At 70.4% G+C, this 21,003-nt stretch carries 16 protein-coding genes; 8 read left to right on the forward strand and 8 right to left on the reverse strand.

Annotated elements, in window-relative coordinates:
* Positions 1-24 precede the first annotated feature (24 nt).
* From AC0Z36_RS07555 to AC0Z36_RS07580, 6 genes are all read right to left on the reverse strand, one after another.
* The gene (locus AC0Z36_RS07555; RefSeq protein ID WP_485461929.1) at positions 25-639 is read right to left on the reverse strand and encodes a mycothiol-dependent nitroreductase Rv2466c family protein; all 615 of its coding nucleotides are present in this window, start codon (positions 637-639) and stop codon (positions 25-27) included.
* A 187-nt stretch (positions 640-826) separates the two neighbouring features.
* Positions 827-1,501, reverse strand: a complete 675-nt coding sequence (locus AC0Z36_RS07560; protein WP_485461930.1) for a class I SAM-dependent methyltransferase — start codon at positions 1,499-1,501, stop codon at positions 827-829.
* Complete coding sequence (locus AC0Z36_RS07565; RefSeq protein WP_485461931.1) at positions 1,501-3,153, reverse strand: hypothetical protein; 1,653 nt, start codon at positions 3,151-3,153, stop codon at positions 1,501-1,503. The genes AC0Z36_RS07560 and AC0Z36_RS07565 overlap by 1 nt, the downstream gene beginning before the upstream one ends.
* A gap of 185 nt (positions 3,154-3,338) precedes the next feature.
* Positions 3,339-3,929, reverse strand: coding sequence for a hypothetical protein (locus AC0Z36_RS07570; protein ID WP_485461932.1), 591 nt, complete (start codon positions 3,927-3,929; stop codon positions 3,339-3,341).
* A gap of 143 nt (positions 3,930-4,072) precedes the next feature.
* A complete protein-coding gene (locus AC0Z36_RS07575) occupies positions 4,073-5,704 on the reverse strand; it encodes a hypothetical protein (protein WP_485461933.1) in 1,632 nt (543 codons plus the stop codon).
* 137 nt (positions 5,705-5,841) lie between these two features.
* Positions 5,842-6,693 carry a hypothetical protein gene (locus AC0Z36_RS07580; RefSeq protein WP_485461934.1) on the reverse strand — a complete coding sequence of 284 codons (852 nt, stop codon included), beginning with the start codon at positions 6,691-6,693 and terminating at the stop codon, positions 5,842-5,844.
* A 273-nt stretch (positions 6,694-6,966) separates the two neighbouring features.
* Here AC0Z36_RS07580 and AC0Z36_RS07585 point away from each other — a divergent pair, with 273 nt between their 5' ends.
* The 5 genes from AC0Z36_RS07585 (at position 6,967) to AC0Z36_RS07605 (ending at position 13,013) form a co-directional block, all read left to right on the forward strand.
* Entirely contained in the window at positions 6,967-8,124 is a 1,158-nt protein-coding gene (locus AC0Z36_RS07585; protein ID WP_485461935.1) for a M48 family metalloprotease, read from the forward strand.
* A gap of 43 nt (positions 8,125-8,167) precedes the next feature.
* Positions 8,168-8,902 (forward strand): ribonuclease HII, encoded by a 735-nt coding sequence (locus tag AC0Z36_RS07590; RefSeq protein WP_485461936.1) that lies wholly within the window; start codon positions 8,168-8,170, stop codon positions 8,900-8,902.
* A gap of 250 nt (positions 8,903-9,152) precedes the next feature.
* The gene (locus AC0Z36_RS07595) at positions 9,153-11,612 is read left to right on the forward strand and encodes a TerD family protein (protein ID WP_485461937.1); all 2,460 of its coding nucleotides are present in this window, start codon (positions 9,153-9,155) and stop codon (positions 11,610-11,612) included.
* A 336-nt stretch (positions 11,613-11,948) separates the two neighbouring features.
* Entirely contained in the window at positions 11,949-12,539 is a 591-nt protein-coding gene (locus AC0Z36_RS07600; protein ID WP_485461938.1) for a hypothetical protein, read from the forward strand.
* Positions 12,540-12,653: 114 nt separating this feature from the next.
* Positions 12,654-13,013 (forward strand): hypothetical protein, encoded by a 360-nt coding sequence (locus AC0Z36_RS07605; RefSeq protein WP_485461939.1) that lies wholly within the window; start codon positions 12,654-12,656, stop codon positions 13,011-13,013.
* A 25-nt stretch (positions 13,014-13,038) separates the two neighbouring features.
* Here AC0Z36_RS07605 and AC0Z36_RS07610 read toward each other — a convergent pair whose 3' ends face one another.
* Positions 13,039-13,641: a hypothetical protein gene (locus tag AC0Z36_RS07610; protein WP_485461965.1), complete on the reverse strand. Its 603-nt coding sequence runs from the start codon at positions 13,639-13,641 to the stop codon at positions 13,039-13,041.
* Positions 13,642-14,429: 788 nt separating this feature from the next.
* On the opposite strand from AC0Z36_RS07610, the gene AC0Z36_RS07615 reads away from it, so the two are divergent.
* Together AC0Z36_RS07615 and AC0Z36_RS07620 are read left to right on the forward strand one after the other, a co-directional pair.
* Complete coding sequence (locus tag AC0Z36_RS07615; RefSeq protein WP_485461940.1) at positions 14,430-16,589, forward strand: RecQ family ATP-dependent DNA helicase; 2,160 nt, start codon at positions 14,430-14,432, stop codon at positions 16,587-16,589.
* Positions 16,590-17,117: 528 nt separating this feature from the next.
* On the forward strand, positions 17,118-17,846 hold the full coding sequence (locus tag AC0Z36_RS07620; RefSeq protein WP_485461941.1) for a GntR family transcriptional regulator: 729 nt from the start codon (positions 17,118-17,120) through the stop codon (positions 17,844-17,846).
* Between the two features lie 65 nt (positions 17,847-17,911).
* On the opposite strand, the gene AC0Z36_RS07625 is transcribed toward AC0Z36_RS07620, so the two are convergent.
* On the reverse strand, positions 17,912-19,912 hold the full coding sequence (locus AC0Z36_RS07625) for an acetoacetate--CoA ligase (RefSeq protein ID WP_485461942.1): 2,001 nt from the start codon (positions 19,910-19,912) through the stop codon (positions 17,912-17,914).
* A 218-nt stretch (positions 19,913-20,130) separates the two neighbouring features.
* Here AC0Z36_RS07625 and AC0Z36_RS07630 point away from each other — a divergent pair, with 218 nt between their 5' ends.
* The gene (locus AC0Z36_RS07630) at positions 20,131-20,994 is read left to right on the forward strand and encodes a fumarylacetoacetate hydrolase family protein (protein ID WP_485461943.1); all 864 of its coding nucleotides are present in this window, start codon (positions 20,131-20,133) and stop codon (positions 20,992-20,994) included.
* Positions 20,995-21,003 lie beyond the last annotated feature (9 nt).

Here is a 21,003-nt window from a genome sequence, read left to right on the forward strand (position 1 = left end):
TTTGTACATGACCGACGCGGCGGTTCACGTCAGCGAAGGCACGGCCGTGCGCCCCCGCTTGAACTCGAAGAACTCCGGCCGCCGGGCCAGCGCCGCGACCGCGTCGAAGATCTCCAGGGCCGCCTCCCCGACGGGCTTCGGGGTGACGACCGGACCGAAGGCCGCACAACCACCGGGCTCGAACACCAGCACAGGGGATCCGACATCCGGCCCCGCGGCGTCGAACGCCCGCTGGTGACTCCGTACGACGTAATCATCCAGAGCGGTGTCCGTCGCGGCGTCGATCACGTCCAGGGCGCCCGCCGCCTGCAGAGCGGCTTCCAGAGTGGCGGCGGTGGGCGCCGCGCCGTCCTCGTGCAGGGCGGAGCCGAGCGCTGTGTAGAACGCGCCGGACTCCTTGTGGCGGCCCTGCTCCGCCAGGTATTCGACGACCCGCTGCGCCTGCAATGAGATCTCGAACACCGGGACGAGGTCTGCGGGCAGTTTCGCGTTCGGGCTGAGCAGCCGCAGGCTGAACGACCGCCAGTGCACTTCGAACCCGCGTTCCTGCGCGACGTCCGCCAGCCAGCGCGAAGTGACCCACGTCCACGGGCACACGGGGTCGAAGTGGAACCGGACGACGGTGACCTCGGGGCTCACGCGATTCCTCCCTGACGCTTCGGCACGGGGCGCCGCGCGGGGTTCTGTACCCGTGGCCCACCGTGCGCAACGAAGGAAAAGCTGTCCGTTTTGTCGCGATCAAAACATCAGACAGTCGTACGGTGGAGCAAACGGGCGCAGGGAAATCCAGCCAGGTGCAGGGGAAACCAGCCAGGCGTACGGAAAATCAGTCGGGCGTCCGGTAGAGCCGCGCCCGCACCCGGCCCGCAGTGATCTCGTCCGCCAGCGTGAAGCCCCACGCCGGTTCCAGGTGCGGACGTTTGTGCGGAGTCACCACCACGAACGTGTCCGTGGCGACGGAGAGCCGGTAGACGACCTGCGGCAGCCGCGAGACGTCGAGGAGGTGCAGCGCGAAGCTGCACACCGCGAGGGTGAAACGGCGGTCCTCAAGAGCGCCCGCCCCGACATCCTCGAAGCGCAGCGGAAGCGCCGTCAGACCGGTGCGGTCCCGGTAGGCCGCGCCCGTGTACGGGTCGGCCCCGGTGACCTCGACCGCGCCCAGGGACCGCAGCACCAAGGTCGCCTCGCCGCTGCCGCAGGCCAGGTCCAAACAGGATGTCAGATCCAGCGACCAGCGCTGCGCCGCGTCGGCAAGGACCTCGTGGACGTACTTCTCGTGCGGGTTGCGGTACTCCGCGCCGAACCGGTCGTAGTACGCGGCCACGCCGTGTTCCCGGTAGCCGTGGCGGACGGGGGCGCCGCTGGTCTCAGGCCTGGTCTTGGAGTCACTGGTCTTGGAATCGCCGGACTTGGAATCACCGGTTCTGGAGCCACCGGACTTGAGGTTGGCGGCCCGTACGACGTCGGGCTTCACATTGGGGGTCTTCGGCTTCCTGGCCATCAGCGCCGCAGCTCCGCGGTCACGGTGACCGGGCCGGGCGCGGCGACGGTGACCGTGGTCCAGCCGTCGGGGGTGCGGCCCAGGACCGCGCCGGGGTGGTCGGCGCTGAACCAGCGGGTGGCGTGGATGCGGACGGTGAACGTGCCGGGGGCGTCGGCGGTCAGGGTGAACGACGACGGGTCCAGCTTGGTCAGCCGCCCGGGTCCGTCGACCAGACCGCTCGGGTCGGCGACCTCCCAGAGTTTCCAGTGGGCGTCGGACCAGACGGGCTTGAGCCAGTCCGCGCCGATGCGCAGGAGGTCGGCCTCGCGGTAGCCGGCCGGGTCGAGCGGCACGTCGGGGAGGGCGATGAAGCGGACGCCGGTCTCCCGCACCCACGCGTGGTAGCCCTCGGCGGTCAGCTTGGCGTCGTACAGCGGCGCGTTGTCCTTGCGGTCCAACTGCCGCTCCCAGCCGCGGGCGAGGGGCTGGTGCTCGGCGACGAACACGGCTTCCTGGTGGCTGCGGGTGAAGGGGATCTCCACCCGGCCGATGCCGGAGCTGTTGTGTTTCTCCAGGTAGTCGAGCAGCCCGGAGTAGTAGCTGTCCCGCTTTGCGGGGGCGTCGCCGAAGCTGTGCGCCACCGCGATGGCAGCCGAGGAGAACTGCCAGGCGAGCAGTGGCACCGCGAGCAGCGCGAGCACCTTCCGGCGGCCGAGTGACAGCAGGAACGCGGCGGCCAGCGGCCCGGCGACCATCTCACCGAGCCGGGCGACGTTGCCCCCCACCGCACTCGGGACGACGAAGATCACGGTGGCTGAGGCCCCGTACAGGATGAGGAAACGGCGCGCGGTGGTGCGGTCAGCGGGCAGGAACCACAGGCCGAGACCGGTGAAGGCGAGGATCGCCAGGAGCCGCCACAGCGGGAATCCGAAGTCGCCGCCGCCGGGGAAGGCGAGCGGGAGCGCGAGCCCGGCGACGGCCGGGGCCAGCGCCAGGCGGCTCAGCCAGACGCGCCGCCGCGGCACCCACGCCAGCGCGCTCATCAGCAGGAAGGCGGCGGACAGCGGCGAGGCGAGCCCGGTGAGCAGCGCTGCCAGGGCGGCCCGGACGAGCCGGTTGTCGCGGGCGGCGAGGAGTGCCAGCAGGGCGAGGGCGACACCGAGGACAAAGGGCGTACGGCCGATCAGATACTCGATGCTGACCACCGTGGCGAACCACAAAGACCCCACGCCCCGGGCCAGCGGTGTGCGGCCGATCCCCAGCCGGGACCAGGCCCACGCGGCGGCCACGCAGGAGAGCGCGGTGAGCGTACGGGTGCCGATCCCGCCGGCCAGGACCGGGGTGATCACGCTGTAGCCGGGCAGCAGATGGCCGCCGTACCACTGGTTGTTCCACAGGACGGCCCCGTGCTCCTTGGCCAGCCACGCGCGGAACACCTGGGCCGGCCAGTCGGCACCGCTGACACCGCTGACGGTGATCAGGGCGATGAGCGCGACGGTGATGAGGTACGGGCGGTCGGCGAGCACCCGGGCGGCGCGTCTGCGCCGGCTCGCGGGTGGGGCGGTCGTGGGCGCGGTGGCCGTGGGCGCGGTGGCCGTGGGCTGCGCCGAGGGGACCCCGGAAGTGCCTACGACGGGGGTCCGGTCGCGGCCGTCCAGAGTTTCGGTCATGGGGGATATTTTTTCACGAACCGGGGACATCCGGGACCGCACCGGGGCTGACGTGCGGCGTACTACCTCAGGGGGACGGCGGACCAGCCGCGGGGCGCAGGCCCCGGACCCCGGTTCGGACCGGGTGCTGCCCGTGCTCGCGGACCCGGCTCAGACCGGGTGCTGCCCGTGCTCGCGGACCCGGCTCAGACCGGGTGCTGCCCGTGCTCGCAGACCTGGCCCTGGGCGGGGATCACCGCTCGCGGCGCGTCCGGATCGTCGTCGGGGTCAGGCTCGGGCGGGTTGGGCAGTCCGGCGCGGATCCGCATGTCCCGCGGGTCGCGCGGGCCCTCGATCCGGCGGATGACCGACAGCGCGGCGGTGTTGAACGCCTCCACCAGGGACTGCGCGGTTGACGCCGGCCACTCGGCGCGCTGGACCGCGTGCATGCTGTGGTCGCTCTCGCACCAGCACGCGACCTCGACGGTCGCGGTGACGCTCACATACGGGCCCTCGTGCCGCCAGACGTCCAGGCCGAGCTCCAACCAGTCGCCGTCCAGCGTCGATTCGTACAACTGGAGGGACGTGCCCAGAACATGCGGGGAGTCGGCCGGATCCAGCCCCTGGGTGTCCGCCGGGTCCGGCTCATGCCAGAACCACCGGGCCGGGTCGTCCAGGGACCGGCGCAGGTCGAGCGCTCGCGCGGCGGCGATCAGACGTTCACGGCCGGCGTCGTCCAATTGCGGGAACAGCCGCGCGAACGGAATTTCTGAGGCAGGTCGTTCGGTGGCGGGCACGTGGGCATTCTGCCGCCGAATGGGGTACCGGCGTCAATGCGTCAGCGGGCGTGTCGGGGCTGAGTCTGGGTCAAGACCCGGCGCGGGCCGCGGATCGGCACCCGTGGTGACCGTGCACTGCCTGTCCGCAGTGGGGCGGGCGGCTATTTGAGTATCTTCGACTCCTGCGTGGTGATGTTCACCGGTCCGGGCGTGTCCACGATGATCTCGGTCCAGTCGTCGGGCGTGGCCTTGAGCTCCACGCCTTCGCGGTCCGGGGTGAACCACCGGGTGTAGTGGATGCGCACGATGAACGCGCCGGGGCTGTCCGCGGTGAAACTGAAGCCCTTGGCGGTCAGCCCGGTCAGGCTGCCGGGCCCGGTGAGGATCGGCTTCGGGTTCTCCACCTCGTAGACCTGCCAGTGCTTGTCCGACCAGACCGGCTTGAGCCACGGCAGTTGTCTGGTGTTGATCAGTTCGAGCTCGCGCTTCGCGGAGAAGTCCATCGGCACGTCGGGCACGGCGATGAACCGCACGCTCGTCTCCTCCACCCACGCGCGGTACTGCTCCGCGGTCAGGTGCGGGAAGTACAGCGGCGCGTTGACGTGCCGGTCCAGCTGCCGTTCCCAGCCGCGGGCCAGCGGCTGTTTGTCCGCGACGTACACCGTCTCCCAGTGGCCGCGGGTGAACGGCACCTCCACCCGGCCGACGGGGAAGTTGGCCGCTTCCAGGAAGTCGTTGACGCCCTCGTAGTAGGCGGCTTTCTCGCCGGGACTGTCCTTGGCGTCGTGGACGACGGCCAGCGCCGCGGACTGGAACTGCCAGACCAGGAGCGGCACAGCGAGGATGGCGACGAGCCGGCGACGCCCCAGGGAGAGCAGGATGACCGCCATCGCGGGGCCGGCCATCATCTCGCCGAGGCGGGCCAGGTTGCCGCCCAGTGAGGTCGGGATGAAGAAGAACACGACCGCGGAGGCGGCGTACAGGATCAGGAAGCGGCGGGCGGTCTTCTGCTCCTTGGGCACCAGCACCAGACCGACGACGGCGAAGGCCACGATCGGCCAGAAGCGCCACCACGGGAACGGGAAGTCGCCGGCGTTGGGGAACGCCAGCGACGCGGCGATGCCGACCAGCGCGGGGGCGAAGGAGAACCGGGTCGGCCATTCCCGCGTACGGGGGACCCACGCGGCGCCGATTAGGAGCAGGAAGGCTCCCGACAGGGGCGACGCGAGACCGGCGAACAGCGCCGCGACGGCCGCCCAGCCGAGGTAGCCCTTGCGGGCGGCGAGCAGGGCCAGCAGGCCGAGCGCGACGCCGAGGACGAAGGGGGTGCGGCCGATGAGGTACTCGACCGACATCATCACGGCGAACCAGATGGCCCCCACGCCCCGGGCCAGCGGTGTGCGGCCGATGTTGAGCTTGTGGAAGGCCCAGGCGGAGGACACACACGCGATGGCGGTCAGCGTGCGGGTGCCTATCCCGCTGGCGATCAGCGGGGAGATCATGCTGTAGCCGGGCAGGAGATGACCGCCGTACCACTGGTTGTTCCACAGCAGGGCACCGTGGTCGCGGATCAGCTGGGTGCGGAAGATCTGGGCCGGCCAGTCGGGGCCCTTGATGCCGGTGACCGCCAGGATCAGCACCAGGGCGGCGGTGATCAGGTACGGCCGCTCGGCGAGCACGATTCCCAGGGCGCGCAACCGTCCCCGGGGCGGATCACTGTTCTTCACAGTGTTGTCGCCCAGGGCAGTGTCATCGCCCAGCTCGGGGGTCGCTTCAGAGCCAACTGTCGTCACACGGTCTAAGTCTTCCAGAAGGAGGGGTCTGCGAGCGCCCGGATAATAAATTATGGGCTTACTTGTCGTTAATGTCACACGATTTTTACTGTTGCTCTCCCAGGAGTGACCGGGTGGTTGGCTTGTGGTGCCGCCGGTCACCGCAGCAACAGAAGCGCGGCGTAGCTGATGGGGATCCCCCACAGGAGCACCGCGAACACGATGGAGGCGATCAGTCCCGCCCAGCCCTCGGGGCCCAGGCGCGGGCGTCCCACCAGGGCCGGCTCGGCGGGCACGTAGGTCACTTCCGCGGGCCCGGGGTCGACTTCCCCGGCGAAGTACAACCGCTCGGCGGGGATCTCACGCAGCCGTCCGTCCACGGTCACGAACCGCACCGTGCGGGGTGGCGGGACACGCGGATCGGTGACCGGTGGCCCGAGCACCTCGGCGTGCACCGTCACGCCGTGCCTGCGCAGCCGCACCCGCAACCGGATCCGGCGGAACAGGGACCCGGTGCAGGCTGCGGCGACGGGCAGGGCGAACACCACCGCGGCGGCGAAGGCCAGCAGGTCGTCGGGTGCCGTGCTGGGCAGGATCGCCGCAGCCGCGATGAACAGCCCGGCGTACGCCAGCCAGCGGCGTCCCGGGGAGAGCCGGGGGCGGCGCTCCAGAGTGATCCACGCGCTGAGGTCCACCCGCCGCCCGGGGCCGGCCAACTCGCGCCGGGCTGCGACGGTGAACAGCTCAGCCTCCGTCGCGCTGGGGCAGGTCACGTCGATGGGGGCGCTGCCGTCGGCCAGGATTATCCGGACCAGTCCCGGGCTCAGGTCCACGGTGGTGACGGCGGCGAACGGGATTCGGCGGGTCACCCGGCCGCGGGTCCACAGGAAGACCTCGTCGCCGAGCCGCACGGTGGACCGCCGGCCGCGCAGGACGGGACGCACGGGCTGACTGCCGGAGAACCCGGATCCGTCGGGCGCCTGGTCCGCGGGTGGCTCCGTGCCGGTCATCCTCTGACGGTAGACCGTCCCCGCGGTCCCAGAAATCCGGGAACTCCCTCAAATGTCGGGGCGTCAATTGGTGGGGTACTGCGATCGGTTGCGTCTGGAATGCCGTGAATCGTAGGGATTGCTCGGATTCCTGACCAGTGTTCGCCGAGTCTGCCGGTTTGCTCGAACAAACGAACGCTAGGGTCTGTCCAGTACGGCGGAACGGGCGCGTCCGGCAGCGCAGGACGTCCGTCGGGTGGAGGGGAAAGGTCAGTCGTGGACAGGACAAAAAGCGTGCGCACAACCGGCGGCCGGGACATTCTCCGAGCGGCGCTCGCGGTCGCGATGCTCGTCGTGCTGTGCGTTGTACTGGCACTGCCGTTCATCCTCGCTGCCGCGTTCCTCGGAATGATCATCAGTGGTCCCGGATTCATCGGCGGCCCGCTGGTGATCGTGGCCGAGATCCTGACCGCCCTCGTGGCACTCGCCGTGGAAACCTCGGGACCCCGCAGGCTGCCGGTCGGTCTCGCCCCCACCCGGCGCGAGCAGCCGGGCCTGTGGCGCCTGGTCCGGGCCACCGCGCGGGAACTGGACGTACCCGAGCCGGACGGCCTGGTCCTCACCGGCGGCACCGTGTGCGAACTGCGCGCGCTGCGCCGCCCGGGTCCTGCCCTGCGCCGGCACCTGATACTGGGTGCGGCCCTGCCTTTGTCCCTGAACGAGCGGCAACTGCAACTTGTGGTCGCACATGCGCTCGGCCACGCGCGCCGCCGCCGGCCCAACGTCCTGGAGGCCCTGGCCGTCCACGGGGTGGACCTGGTCGCCGGACTCGCCGAGACCGCCGGGCGCCACGATTGGTGCGCGGAGGCCGCCCGCGCCTTCGCCCGCCGCTACGCCAAGGTCACCGCGCCCCTCGTCGCCCGCGAGGAGCGCGCCGCCGACCAGACCGCCGCCCGGGTCTACGGCTCCGCGGACCTCGCCGACGCGCTGACCGCGCTGGAGTCCGTACGTGCCGACTGGCGTTCCTACCGCCGTGACGAACTGGTGGTGGGCCTGGCCGCGGGGTGCGTCCCCGCCGACCCGCTCGACGGTTTCGCGGCCCGGCGCGCGCCGGACGGGACTCCGGAGGCAGCCTCAGCGGAAACCCCGGACGTCCCGGACAGCCCGGATGCCCCGGACACCGGCGACGGACTGCGCGCCCGGATCGGCGTGCTGCGCGCCGCTGCCGTCACCGGCCGCACGACTGCGGAGGGCGCACACATCCCCGCCTCCCTCCTGGTCCACGATCTGATCCGGCTCAAGCCGCACCTGCGCCCCTACCTCGTCGCCACCGACGACGAAGGCGGCCTGCGGCCCGGCGGCTTCGCGGTGCTCGAAGACCTCCCCGTGCTCGACCAGGAGACCTTCCACCGGCAGTTGGCGGACCACAGGGCGGCCGTGGGGCGCCCGTAGAACGGCACTGGAGGACCGTGCCGCTCCACTACCGTGGTCCGCGATGAAGAACGCGGGCGAAAAGAAGACCGAAGTCAAGACCGAAAAGCAGAATCCGGTACGGACGGGTCCTACGTACGAGGTCGAACTCGAACTGAAGGCCGCCGGGGCGCACACCATCGCGGGAGTGGACGAGGTCGGGCGCGGTTCCTGGGCGGGACCCCTGCTGGTCGCCGCCGCGGTGACGGACCTCAGCACCCCGCCCGCCGGGCTCACCGACTCGAAACTGCTCACCGCCCGCCGCCGCGAGACGCTGGTCGTGGAACTCGACCCGTGGGTGACGGCGTACGCCTTCGGTGAAGCCTCGGCTGAGGAGATCGACGCGCTGGGCATGACCGCCGCACTGCGCCTGGCGGCCGTCCGGGCGCTCGACGGCCTGCCGGTCCGGCCCGACGCGGTGATCCTCGACGGCAAGCACGACTTCCTCGGCTCCCCGTGGCCGGTGCGTACGGTGGTCAAGGGCGACCAGGTGAGCGTCAGCGTCGCGGCGGCTTCCGTGCTCGCAAAGGTGCACCGGGACGCGATGATGGCCGGCCTCGACGCCGACTACCCGCGGTTCGCCTTCGGGTCCAACGCCGGCTACCCCTCACCGACGCACCGCGCGGCGCTCGCCGAACTGGGTCCCACCCCGTACCACCGGCTGTCCTGGGCCTACCTCGACGACCTTCCGCAGTGGAAGCACCTGAAGCGGGTCCGGAGCGACCTTGAGGGTGGCGGCCAGCTGGGACTCGGTTTCTGACCCCGCGCCGGTCGGTGGCGTGCCGCCGCAGCCCACGTTCGCGCCGCCTGCCGCCCAGCCGTTCCCCGGCGGCCCCGCGCCCCACCTGACGGGCGCTCAGGAACCAGCGCGGATCCCAGGCGCGGGCAGGACCCGCACGGGCGTCGGTCGCGCGCGATAGATTGCGGAAAAACAGTGGGTACGGGGGAATGGGTTCCGCTTGCCCGGTGCCTTCGTCCCGTCCGTCCGCCGGGCACGCGATCATGGAGAGGTGACTGTGCGCATCGGTGACCGCTTGCACTGCCCGGGATACGCCGTCGTCGGAGTGGAGACCAGCGGCCTGTCCCCGCACCGACACCGCATCGTGGAGATCGCGGTGGCGCAATGCGACCTGGACGGCCAGGTCACCGACTTCTTCGCCACGCTCGTCAATCCCGAGGGCCCGGTCGGCGACTTCGAGAACCACGCACTGTTCGACGACGACATCGTCGAGGCGCCGGCCTTCGCCGAGATCGCGCCGTGGCTGGCCAGGCTGCTCCAGCAGCGAGTGGTGGTCGCGCACAACGCCCGGTTCGACATCGGCTTCCTTGAACGCGAGTTCGAGCGCCGCAGCCGGCCCGCACTGCCGCCGCTCACCACACTGTGCACGATGCGCGAGGCCCCGCAGTTCCTTCCGGACGCCCCGCGCTTCTCGCTGCCCGCGTGCTGCGAGGCGGCCGGTATCCCGCTGGACACCGGCCACGGCGCGGCGGCGAAGGCGATGGGCGCGGCCCGGCTCCTGGAGCGCTACCTCGCCGACGGGGCCGGCGACCTGCGCCACTGGCAGCAGGCCCGGACGGTCGCGGCCTCGCTGAACTGGCCACGCCGTAAGGCTGAGGAGCCGAAGACCTTCACCCGGGACGAAGCGCACGCCGCGCGCCGGGTCCGGGCCGAGGCCGAGCAGACCCGCCGCCGGCACGCCGTGGCCTACCTGGAACAGGCCCGCGTCGGCGGCCCGCCGGTCGGTGTGGGGGAGGGCCCCGACAGTTACCTCGCCGTACTCGACGCCGCCCTCGAAGACCGCGTGATCACCTTCGAGGAAGCGCACGACCTGGTCGAACTCGCCGCCTCGCTGGGCATCGACGAGCAGCAGCGCAAGGACCTCGACCGGCTCTACGTGACCTCCCTCGCCGCCTCGATGGTCGCCGCCGGGCCCGTGGTCGACCGCGAGGAACGGGCAGACCTGAGCCGGGTCGCCCGGCAGCTGGGGATCCCCCGCACGGCCGTCGACGACATCCTGACCATGGCCGGCGACGCCGCCACGCCCTCGGCTGGTACACCTGGCGTCGACCCGCGCATCCTGGCCCGGGGCCGTCGCCTGGACGCGGGCCTCTGCGTGCTGTTCCACGGCTACCTCGCCATCGGCCTGCCCGAGTTGGAACGCCGGATGGCCCGCGCCCACCTGACCCTGGCCGGCGGCATCCACGACCGGGTCGACGTCCTGGTGGTCGCCGACCCGGACGAATCGGCCGACAGGACCTACTGGGCCCGGCAGCGCGGCATCCGGGTGTTGATCGAACCGGTCTTCCTGGCACTGCTCGCCGACCTCGAACGCGAGCGGGACACCGCCGCTGACTCCGCCGTGCACGAGAAGACCGCGCCCGCCCCGCGCACCCCCGCGCCGGACCCGTGGGTCGGCCCCGGCGTGCCCGCCCCACGCACCACCAGCGGCTTCCTCATGCCCCGGGCGGGCAACACCCCGGGCTACGACACCGACGACGTCAACAATGATGTGACAACGGCCGACGAGGCGTTCGGCGGCCTCGAAGCGGCCGAGGTGACCGTCGCCGACGTCACCGGGCCGCCACCGCCCAAGCCGGTCAGGCCGCCGCCCGGCACCCTCGCGGCCAACCCGCAGGCCAGGACCGCGGCACTGCCGTCGATCCCGCCGCCGCCCGCCCCGGGCACTGTGCCGGTCCCGGAGGCCGGACGCTCCCGGCAGGACCGCACGAGGGCCGCCGGACCGGCCCAGGAGTCGGCCGAACTGCCGGCCGCCGGGTCATCCGTACCAGGGCCGACCGCCCCGCCGGAGTCCGCGTCCCCGACCGCCGCGCCCCCCGTGGTGCCTTCAGCGGCGGCACCCGCGGCCCCGGCGGCAGCTCCCGCGCCGGCCCTGTCTGCGCCCGCCCAGTCCGGGCCGCCCCGGGCGCTCGCCCGCGGCCAGGCGGTCGTGATCAGCGAACTGGGCCCGTTCCGCGGCACCCTGCGCATCGAGGCCGCCTGGTCCGGCCCGGAGACCGCGGACGCCGACGTGATCGTGCTCGTCCTGGACGACGACCGCAGGGTCGGCGGCGACGACGACCTCGTGTTCTACAACCAGCCTGTACACCCGTCAGGAGCCGTCGGCCTGGCCGGGAAACTCCGGGAGGGCGACCGCGCCGCGGACTCCGTCGACCTGGACACCGAAGCACTGCCGGGCGGGCGCAGCCGGATACTCGTCGCCCTCGCCCTGGACACCGGGACGGGCGACCACACCTTCGCCGACGTCTCCGCCACTGTGGCGGTCGTCGATCCGGTCAGCCGTCGCCGGCTGGCGGAATTCCGCTTGTCCGGCGGGCCGGAGACCGTCATGATCCTGACCGAGGTGTACCGCCACAGCGGCTCCTGGCGGCTGCGGGCGGTCGGCCAGGGGTACTCTGAAGGGCTGGCCGCACTGGTCACAGAGCACGGTGTCGCAGTTGACGCAGAGTAGGGCCGGTCGGTCGGAGGCTGCGTCGCCGCACCAGGGCAGCGGTGCTCCGTGGAGCCGTCCGGCAGACGGTCGCCGGGCATGGGGTTGCCCGTACGGCCCAGTGGAACGACCCCCGTCTTCGCACACCGTGGACGGGTTTGATAAGACTGCCTACCATGTCGCGTGTGTTCTCCGGAAAACGGACATCCATCCCGCGCTTCACCTCGCGATCTCCGCGCACACCGCACGCGTCGGTTCCGTCCGCTCCCCCGGGGGATCGCTGAAGACCTTCAGCAGTCCCCCCGCGGCACCGACAATCCGCCGAGTCCCCGAACACGATTGATGACTTCGAATCCTGTGACTGCACAGCCCGTGGCACCCTCGCCGTCCGCTCAGCTCCCCTCCGACGTTCCGCGTCCCGCAGCCCCCAAGCCAGGACCGCCGCGCCCGGCGGCGCCGAAGCCGGGGCCCCGCCCCGCGCCGAAGGCCCCCGCCGCCAAGGTCCCCGGCCCCCGGGCCCAGACCACGGCCCCGGCCCCGGCCCCGGCCCCGGCCCCGGCCCCGGCCCCCAAGGCTGCGGCCCGGGGCACCGACCCGCGCGTCCAGCACATCAAGGCCACCGCCGCCGACGCGCTGGACACCGCCGACGCGACCGTGGACCGGCTGCTCGACGAGGGCGCGGACCCCGCCGGGATCCTCGTCCTGACCACCGGTGACCCGCACCCGTGGCAGCAGCACGAGCAGTCCTTCGGCGCGGACGCGTACTGGCGTCAGGCCACCGGGGGCGGCGACGTCTTCTACGCCTCCGCACTCGACCGCCGCGACGTGCGCCGCCCGATCGTGGTCGTCGCGGTCAACGGTTTCGCTGACGTGACGCAGGCCGCCGCAGTGCTGGCCGCGGCCGTCTCCGGTGCCGATACCGCCTACGTCTGCGGCGAGCCGGTCTGATTTTTCCGTCGATCATGCTCGAAACGCTGTGGATCCGGCCGCCGGAGCAGCGTTCCGAGCATGATCGACTGATTTCGGGCCGCACAACCGGGATCATCGGCTAGCGTTCGGACCATGTCGGACTCCCCCTCCATAGCCCAGCTGCTCGACCGTTTCCTGAGCGAGCAGGAGGACACCCTGCGGCTGCAGCAGTACCGCACCTGCAGCAATGTGATCGACATGCTGTCGACCTACCTCAACCGCTACGCGTACACCACGCTCGGCGGGCCCGACCGGCAGATCTGGCAGGACGCGTACGACATCGGCGACGAGTTGGCGTTCACCCATCTGTTCGGGGTCCGCAAACTGGTCACCGGCATCCGCGGCTTCCACGAGGACTACCTGCCGAACCGGCTGAAGGCCGACAGGCTCATCCGGGACCACGCGGTCGCCGTGACCCGCGACCTGGCCGACTGGCTGTCCCGCCAGGAGTAGGACGACTCAGGCGGCTCCGGCTCCGCTACGCCGTCGGCAGCGCCCGCAGCCTTGGCGTGTCCGGCGGCTCCGCGCGGATCGGGACGACCTCAGCGCCGGTGCCGGACACGGACGGCGTGCGTCCGGAACGCCCGTCGCCGACCGTCTCCCAGCCGTCCTCGCCGAGTGCGAGGAACGCGCCGCAGCGCAGACCGTGCAGTGTGCACGCGTCCGACAGGCCCCACATCCAGCGTCCGTCGTCGGGCTGCCAGACCTTTCCGCCGGGGCGGCAGACCAGCAGGACCGTGGTGCGCACAGGGTGGCTGCGGCGCAGGTCGTCGGGGACGATCCGGCGCAGGTGCGCCAGCAGGGTGTTGCGGCACCGCCAGCCGTCCGTCGGCTGTCGGCCCACCGGGAACGAGGCGCTCGCCACGGCCCGCTCCGCGCTGTCCAGGACCGCGACCACCGCGGTGCCGGGGACGGGCTGGTGCAGCGCGTGCAGCCAGGAAACGACGGCGCGCGGATCGCGCAGCAGCGGGACACCCAACTCCTGCCAGGCCTCCGGATCAAGGAGCCGGGCGGCACCGGACGCGCGGTCCCCGGGGCGGGGTGGCCGCCCGAAGGCCGTCGCCGGGCCGGTGGCCGTCAGGGGTGGCCGGGCCGCGCCGGCGGCCGGCAGGCCGGCCAGCAGGCCGGCCGGCGGCCGGTGCAGACCGGACAACGGTATGGATCGCGGCGGAGACTGCGACAAGGGCTGCGGTGAAGACTGCGGTGAAGACTGCGGTGAAGACTGCGGTGAAGACTGCGGTGAAGACTGCGACAAGGGCAGGGACAAGGGTTGCGACAAAGGTTGCGCCAGCGACTGTGGCGGGGTGCTGAGCGACGGCGTCAAAGGACGTTGATGCGGAGGTCGTGGGGCGGCGGGGATCACGGTCCTCCTTCCCGTCCGGCGCGGACGCGGCAAACCGCCACAGAACAGCACCGTACGACTGCTCTGCGACATTTCCGCGGGGTGCTCGGTTCTGATTCTCGCCGCACATACGTGCAGCCAGCAACAGGGACAAATGAGGGATTAGTCACCGTTTGTGGGGCACAAGGGCTGCATCTCTTCTGGCCGTACGCCCGTACGGGGTGAGAGCCGTCGGACTCACCCCTCGACGGCGGGGACGAGCGGCGGCACTGCCGGGGCCCCGGCCCGGCGCAGCCGTCCGGCGGTGACTGTGTTGTGCGGGCGCTTCGGTCCACAGAACCAGGGAGGCATTCGAATTCTTGGTGGCACTTGTGCCCTGACCTGCGTAAATGCGCCGATCTGGGCTAGTTGCGGCCAAGGACTCTCCCCTGACCGTCTCCGATTGGGCGGTTGGTGGACCGACTGCGAGCAGAATGCCGCACGCAGCGAGTTGGCCGATTGTCCGTGCTATCGGGTTGCATAGGGGCATGGACAACCTGGAACTCCGCAATGAAGCCGACGTCATCCTCGCTGAACTCGTCGGCGCTCCGGCGGGGTCGGCGCGGCTGCGGGAGGACCAGTGGCTCGCAGTGGCGGCACTGGTGGAGGAACGCCGCAGGGCACTGGTGGTGCAGCGCACCGGCTGGGGCAAGTCGGCGGTGTACTTCGTCGCCACCGCTCTGCTGCGGCGGCGCGGAGCCGGCCCCACGGTGATCATCTCGCCGCTGCTGGCACTGATGCGCAACCAGGTCGAGGCGGCGGCGCGGGCCGGAATCCAGGCACGCACCATCAACTCGGCCAACCCGGAGGAGTGGGACACCATCTACGCGGAGGTCGAACGCGGCGAGACGGATGTTCTCCTTGTAAGCCCCGAACGCCTCAATTCCGTGGATTTCCGCGAACAGATGCTGCCCAAGCTCGCCGCCACGACCGGTCTGCTGGTGGTCGACGAGGCGCACTGCATCTCCGACTGGGGGCACGACTTCCGCCCCGACTACCGCCGACTGCGGGCGATGCTCGCCGAGCTTGCCCCCGGTGTGCCGGTGCTGGCCACCACGGCGACCGCCAATGCGCGGGTGACCGCCGATGTGGCCGAGCAACTGGGCACCGGTGCCGGCGAAGCCCTGGTGCTGCGCGGCCCGCTGGAGCGGGAAAGCTTGCGGCTGGGTGTGGTGCAGCTGCCGGACGCGGCGCACCGGCTGGCCTGGCTCGCCGAACACCTGGACGGGCTGCCGGGTTCCGGGATCATCTACACCCTCACCGTTTCCGCCGCCGAAGAGGCCACCGCCTTTCTACGGCAGCGCGGCTTCCGCGTGGCCTCCTACACCGGAAAGACGGAGAACGCCGACCGGCTCCAGGCCGAGGCGGATCTGCTGGCAAACCGGGTCAAGGCGCTGGTCGCGACATCAGCACTGGGTATGGGTTACGACAAGCCCGACCTCGGCTTTGTGATCCACCTCGGTTCGCCGTCCTCGCCGATCGCCTACTACCAGCAGGTGGGGCGTGCGGGCCGTGGCGTGGACCACGCCGATGTGCTGCTGCTGCCGGGCAAGGAGGACGAGGCGATTTGGAAGTACTTCGCCGATACCGCTTTCCCGCCCGAGGCTCAGGTTCGGCAGACCCTCTCAGCCCTCGCTGAGGCGGGACGCCCGCTGTCCGTACCCGTGCTGGAAGCGGCGGTGGACCTTCGGCGTACCCGGCTGGAGACCATGCTGAAGGTGCTGGACGTCGACGGCGCTGTCAAGCGGGTCAAGGGCGGATGGACGGCCACGGGAACTGACTGGGTGTACGACACTGAGCGCTACGCGTGGGTCGCCCGGCAGCGGGCCGCAGAGCAGCAGGCCATGCGCGATTATGTGAGCACATCCCAGTGCCGGATGGAGTTCCTGCGTCAGCAACTGGACGACGAGGGCGCGGTCCCCTGCGGCCGATGCGACAACTGCGCCGGGGTCTGGGTCGATTCCGCAGTTTCGGCGGACGCGCTGACAGGGGCCGCGAAGGAACTGGACCGCCCCGGTGTGGAGGTTGGGCCGCGCCGGATGTGGCCGACGGGGATGGCCGCGTTGGGCATCAACCTCAAGGGCCGCATCACAACCACTGAGCAGTGCTCCAACGGGCGGGCCCTGGGGCGGCTCTCGGACATCGGCTGGGGCAACCGACTGCGCCCGCTACTGGCCGGGAACACGCCCGACGGGCCGGTCCCCGACGATGTCCTGAAGGCCGCGGTGACGGTTCTCGCCGATTGGGCGCGCTCCCCGGGCGGCTGGGCGTCGAATGCTCCGGACGCCTCCGCCCGGCCGGTGGGAGTCGTCGCTGTGCCGTCGCTGAGCCGTCCACAACTGATCGGTTCCCTCGCCCAGGGAATCGCGACCGTCGGCCGGCTTCCCTTCCTGGGAACGCTGACCCACATCGGGCCGGACGGCTCGCGCGCGGCACGCCGCAGCAACTCAGCCCAACGTCTCAGGGCGTTGTCCGGCACTTTCGCTGTCTCTGCGGAGTTGGCTGCCGCACTGGCCGACTCTCCCGGCCCCGTCCTGCTTGTGGACGACTACACAGACTCCGGCTGGACCCTCGCGGTTGCCGCTCGCCTGCTCCGCCAGGCAGGCAGTGCGCAAGTTCTTCCGTTGGTCCTCGCTACTGCGGGCTGAGATTTCCTTGAGTGGAATTTCGGTCGCCGAAGCCCCTGCCTGTTCGCTGGTTGCCCGACGTAGTGGCATTGGTCCTGTACCCGGCGCGCAGGCGGCGTTGTCAAGTCATTGGAGTTCCCGGCGATGCGATCCGGCTTGGGACGTACCGGGCCCGGCGGCGGCCTGGTATCAGGCCACCGAAGGCAGCCCGGTGCCCGTGGTGATCTGCTGTCAGGTGGCATGGCGGGTCCTTATTCCGGCTGGGTTACCGGAGGCCGCACCGCGCCGGTGGCCCGGTTCGCTGAGTGGGCACTTTCAGACACCCGACGTCATGGGATGTCTGACAACGCCCTTCGGAGCAGCTCGCCGGCAGCGGTGGCTTCGGTGGTCTCAGGAGCGGGTTGAACTCGCGGCGGAAAATCGATCATCCTATGGTTTGGCGCGTAGGTTTATTCAAATCGGCTAGGCTCAGGTTGCAATTTATTTCAAACACCAGGGGGCAGCGCGTTGTCGGCACGACAGGGTGGGAGTCGTCAATCCGTTCGCAGATTGGACGGAGGGGTCTCCGATGACGGTGCCCCGCCGAGTCTGAGCGTCGCGGTCCGTGTCGAGCTGCGCTCGGAGATCTTGGCCGGAGTATTCGCGCCGGGGGCGCGGCTGAGCCCCCGTGTGCTCGCGGACCGTTTCGGGGTGAGTCTTTCGGTCGTCCGTGAGGCACTCACCCGACTGACCGAGCAAGGCCTGGTGGTGGCGGCTCCCCAACTGGGGTTCTCCGTCGTGTCGCTGGACATAGAGGACCTGCTCGACTTGACAAAGGTGCGTGTACTCATCGAGGGTGCCGCGCTGCGTGAGGCGATCGAGCGTGCCGACGTCGAGTACGAGACGCTCATCGTCGGGGCACATCACCGACTGACGCGCACTCGGTTCCTCAAGGACGAGTCGGCGATGGCCATCACCGACGAGTGGGCCGTCGCGCATGCCATGTTCCACGATGCGCTGATCAGTGCTTCGCCCAGCCCGCGGCTTCGCGACCTGGCGGCGCGGCTTCGTGACCGGGCTGAACTGTATCGGCGCTGGTCCGGACCGCTCGCGGCGGAGCAGGGGAAACGCGACGTGGCCGGTGAACACCGGGCGTTGATGGAAGCGGCGCTCGACCGTGAGAGCGATCGCGCTGTCGCTGTACTCACTGACCACATCAACCTCACGACATCGCTGCTCACCTGCTATGCCGAGCGTGCTGTTGGCGAAGGCGAGGCCCGCGGCGGGGCGACTGCCTGACGGTTGCGGCCACCGGCACGCCGACGGGGACCGGATCGCCGGTGGCTCGGTCGAGGATCTGCTGGTCAGCCGTCAGCTGTGGCTCCAGTCCGGCGTGCGAGGGCGATGAACGCGTCGAAAGCGGCCGGGTCATCGATGGCGTCGCGGCTGAGCACGCTGGAGGGTTCGGCGCCGAGCAGGATCCGCTTGACGGGCACTTCGAGTTTCTTGCCGGTACGGGTGCGCGGGATGGCGGGAACCGCGATGATCTCGTCCGGTACGTGCCGGGGTGAGGCGTCGCGACGGAGGTGCTCGTTGATTGTGGTGCGCAGTGCGTTGTCGAGTGTGCCGTCGACCACGACGAACAGGGGCATCCGGTAGTTTCCGTCCGGAAGGTCGAGGCCGACGACGAGTGAATCGCGTACGGCGGGGATCTTTTCGACAATCTCGTAGATGTCCGAACTGCCGAGCCGGACGCCCTGCCGGTTGAGGGTCGCGTCCGAACGGCCGTGGATCACAATGCTGTTGCGTTCGGTGATAGTGATCCAGTCGCCGTGCCTCCACACACCGTCGTAGACATCGAAGTAGCTGCTGCGGTACTTGCTGCCGTCCGGGTCGTTCCAGAAGTACAGGGGCATCGTCGGCATCGGCTGGGTCACGACGAGTTCGCCTACGTCTCCGCGCACCGACTTGCCGCTGCTGTCGAAAGAGTCCAGTGCGACGCCGAGTGCGGGGGCGGAGATCTCGCCCGGCCAGATCGGCAGGTTCGGCGCCCACGCGGCCAACGCCGACACCACGTCGGTCCCGCCCGACACGGATACCAGTGGCAGGCGTCCGTCGAACTGGTCGCGGACCCAGTGGAAGGACGACACCGGTACCGGTGAACCCGTCGCCCCGAGGAGCCGGAGCGGTTTCAGGTCGTACTGCTCGGTGAGGCGTGTGCCGGTTCGCTCACAGGCCAGCAGGTATGCCGGGCTGGTCCCCAGGACAGTGACACCGTGCTCCGCCGCCAGCCGCCAGAGCTGATCGGTGTGTGGACGCGCCGGGTTGCCGTCGTACAAGAGCAGTGAAGCTCCAACGAGCAGGGCTTCGACGGTGAAGTTCCACATCATCCAGTTCGTGGTGGTGTACCAGAACAGGCGGTCGCGGCTGGTCATGTCAAGGTGCAGTGCCAGCGTCTTCAGGCCGTCCAGAACCACGCCACCATGTCCGTGCACGATGGCTTTCGGCACGCCGGTCGTGCCGGAGGAGTACAGCACCCACAGCGGGTGGTCGAACGGCACCGGCTCGATGTGCAACGGGCCTGGCACGGGGCGCCTGACCACTGTGGTCCACTCGAGCACGGGGACCGCGAACTCCTCAGGGTCCAGACCGAGGTGGCGCACATGCAGCACGGCTGTGACCGTCGGCAGGAGCGCGGCCAGGCGTACCGCCGCTGACCGGCGGTCGTGGCGGCGCCCGGCGAAGTGGTACCCGTCGGCGCAGATCAGCACCTTGGGCTCCAGTTGGGCGTGCCGGCCGGCTGCCGCCGCTGCCGCGTAGTCCTGCCCACAGCTCGACCAGACGGCTCCGAGGCTCGCCGTCGCCAGGAACGCGACTACTGCGGCGGCACCGTTGGGCAGGTAGCCCACCACGCGATCACCCGGGCTCACCCCGAATGCGCGCAGCTGCCCGGCGACGTTCGTGACCTGCTGCTCCAGTTCGCGCCGGGTGAGTGTTTCCGTGGCCCCGGCCTCTGTCACCGCGATGATGGCGACCTCGTCCGGAGGGCGGCCGGTGAATACGCGGTCGACGAAGTTGAGCCGTGCGCCGGGGAACCACCGGGCGCCGGGCAGCTCCGTGGTCGTGAGGGCGGGAGCCGGCGGCGTTCCGGGGCTGATCTCGAAGAACGTCCAGATGCTCGACCAGAACTCGGCTACGTGCTCAACGGACCACTGCCAGAGGTCCTGGTAGGTGTCCAGCCGGAGGCCGTACTGCTCCTCGACGGCGCGTGTGAACGACGCCAGGACGCTGGTGGCCGCGCCGGAGGGGTCGGGCTCCCAGATGGGCGGGAGTCCGTGCTCCCCGGTCCTCGTAGTTCCGCTCATGCCGCCGGCACCTCCACCTGTAGTCGTCCCGCTGCGCTTGTCCCCTGAGGGCGGTCACGCTACCAGTCTAAAACGATCTCCTATAGGTAGACGGTTTGTTCATCTAAAAATCGATTTTCTATTGACGGTTGGCTGAAGAGTGACCAGGATGACGACATCCACCCCACCGACTCCGTCATGTAGGTGACACAAGCCCGCTGAACCAGCTCGGAGTTCTCATGCGAATCGCCAACGTCGCCGGCCGTGCCGCCTTGATCGACCAGGACGGGCGCGGGCTGGACATCGGGAAGGCGAGCGACGGCCGCTTTCCCTCCGACCCGCAAGCCCTGTTCGATCATTGGGACGCGCTGCGGGACTGGGCCTCGGGAACTACCCGGGACAGTGACTTCACCGTCGAGACCTCGCAGCTGGGCGCACCGACACCAGCTCCGCGGCAGGTGTTCGCGATCGGCCTGAACTACGCCGAGCACGCGAGGGAGGCCAAGCTGGCGCGTCCGGACTCGCCGCCGGTCTTCACCAAGTTCCCGACGTCGATCACCGGTCCCTACTCCCAGGTGGTCCTGCCCAGCGATTCCGTCGACTGGGAGGTCGAGCTGGTCGTGGCGATCGGCAGGACTGCTGAGCGGGTCTCCGAGTCCGGGGCCTGGAAGCACGTCGCGGGCCTGATGGTCGGTCAGGATCTGTCCGAGCGTACGGTGCAACTGGCCGGGCCCGTCCCGCAGTTCTCCCTCGGCAAGTCCTTTCCCGGGTTCGCCCCGATTGGCCCGAGCCTGGTGACCCCCGACGAGCTGGGCGATCCCGACGACTTGGGGCTCGGCTGCCTGCTCGACGGAGAGGTGCTGCAGCAGGGCCGTACCCGCGACATGATCTTCAGCATCCCAGAACTCGTCGCGCGGCTGTCGGCTGTGTGCCCGCTGCTGCCCGGCGACATCATCTTCACCGGCACGCCCGCCGGCGTCGGTATGGCGCGCGAACCCCAGCGGTTCCTGCGCCCGGACACGACCCTGGTCAGTTACGTCGAAGGTGTGGGCGAACTGCGCAACGAACTCGTCGGCGGACCCGGCTCCGTCGGACACGGCTGAGAGGAACGA

It is taken from the genome of Kitasatospora sp. UYEF31 (assembly GCF_057291755.1).

What these genes read in the sequence shown, in the direction of transcription:
- AC0Z36_RS07560 (WP_485461930.1), bottom strand. Translation starts at nt 1,501, where the DNA reads ATGGCCAGGAAGCCGAAGACCCCCAATGTGAAGCCCGACGTCGTACGG.
- AC0Z36_RS07565 (WP_485461931.1), bottom strand. Translation starts at nt 3,153, where the DNA reads ATGACCGAAACTCTGGACGGCCGCGACCGGACCCCCGTCGTAGGCACT.
- AC0Z36_RS07580 (WP_485461934.1), bottom strand. Translation starts at nt 6,693, where the DNA reads ATGACCGGCACGGAGCCACCCGCGGACCAGGCGCCCGACGGATCCGGG.
- AC0Z36_RS07590 (WP_485461936.1), top strand. Translation starts at nt 8,168, where the DNA reads ATGAAGAACGCGGGCGAAAAGAAGACCGAAGTCAAGACCGAAAAGCAG.
- AC0Z36_RS07605 (WP_485461939.1), top strand. Translation starts at nt 12,654, where the DNA reads ATGTCGGACTCCCCCTCCATAGCCCAGCTGCTCGACCGTTTCCTGAGC.
- AC0Z36_RS07615 (WP_485461940.1), top strand. Translation starts at nt 14,430, where the DNA reads ATGGACAACCTGGAACTCCGCAATGAAGCCGACGTCATCCTCGCTGAA.
- AC0Z36_RS07625 (WP_485461942.1), bottom strand. Translation starts at nt 19,912, where the DNA reads ATGAGCGGAACTACGAGGACCGGGGAGCACGGACTCCCGCCCATCTGG.
- AC0Z36_RS07630 (WP_485461943.1), top strand. Translation starts at nt 20,131, where the DNA reads ATGCGAATCGCCAACGTCGCCGGCCGTGCCGCCTTGATCGACCAGGAC.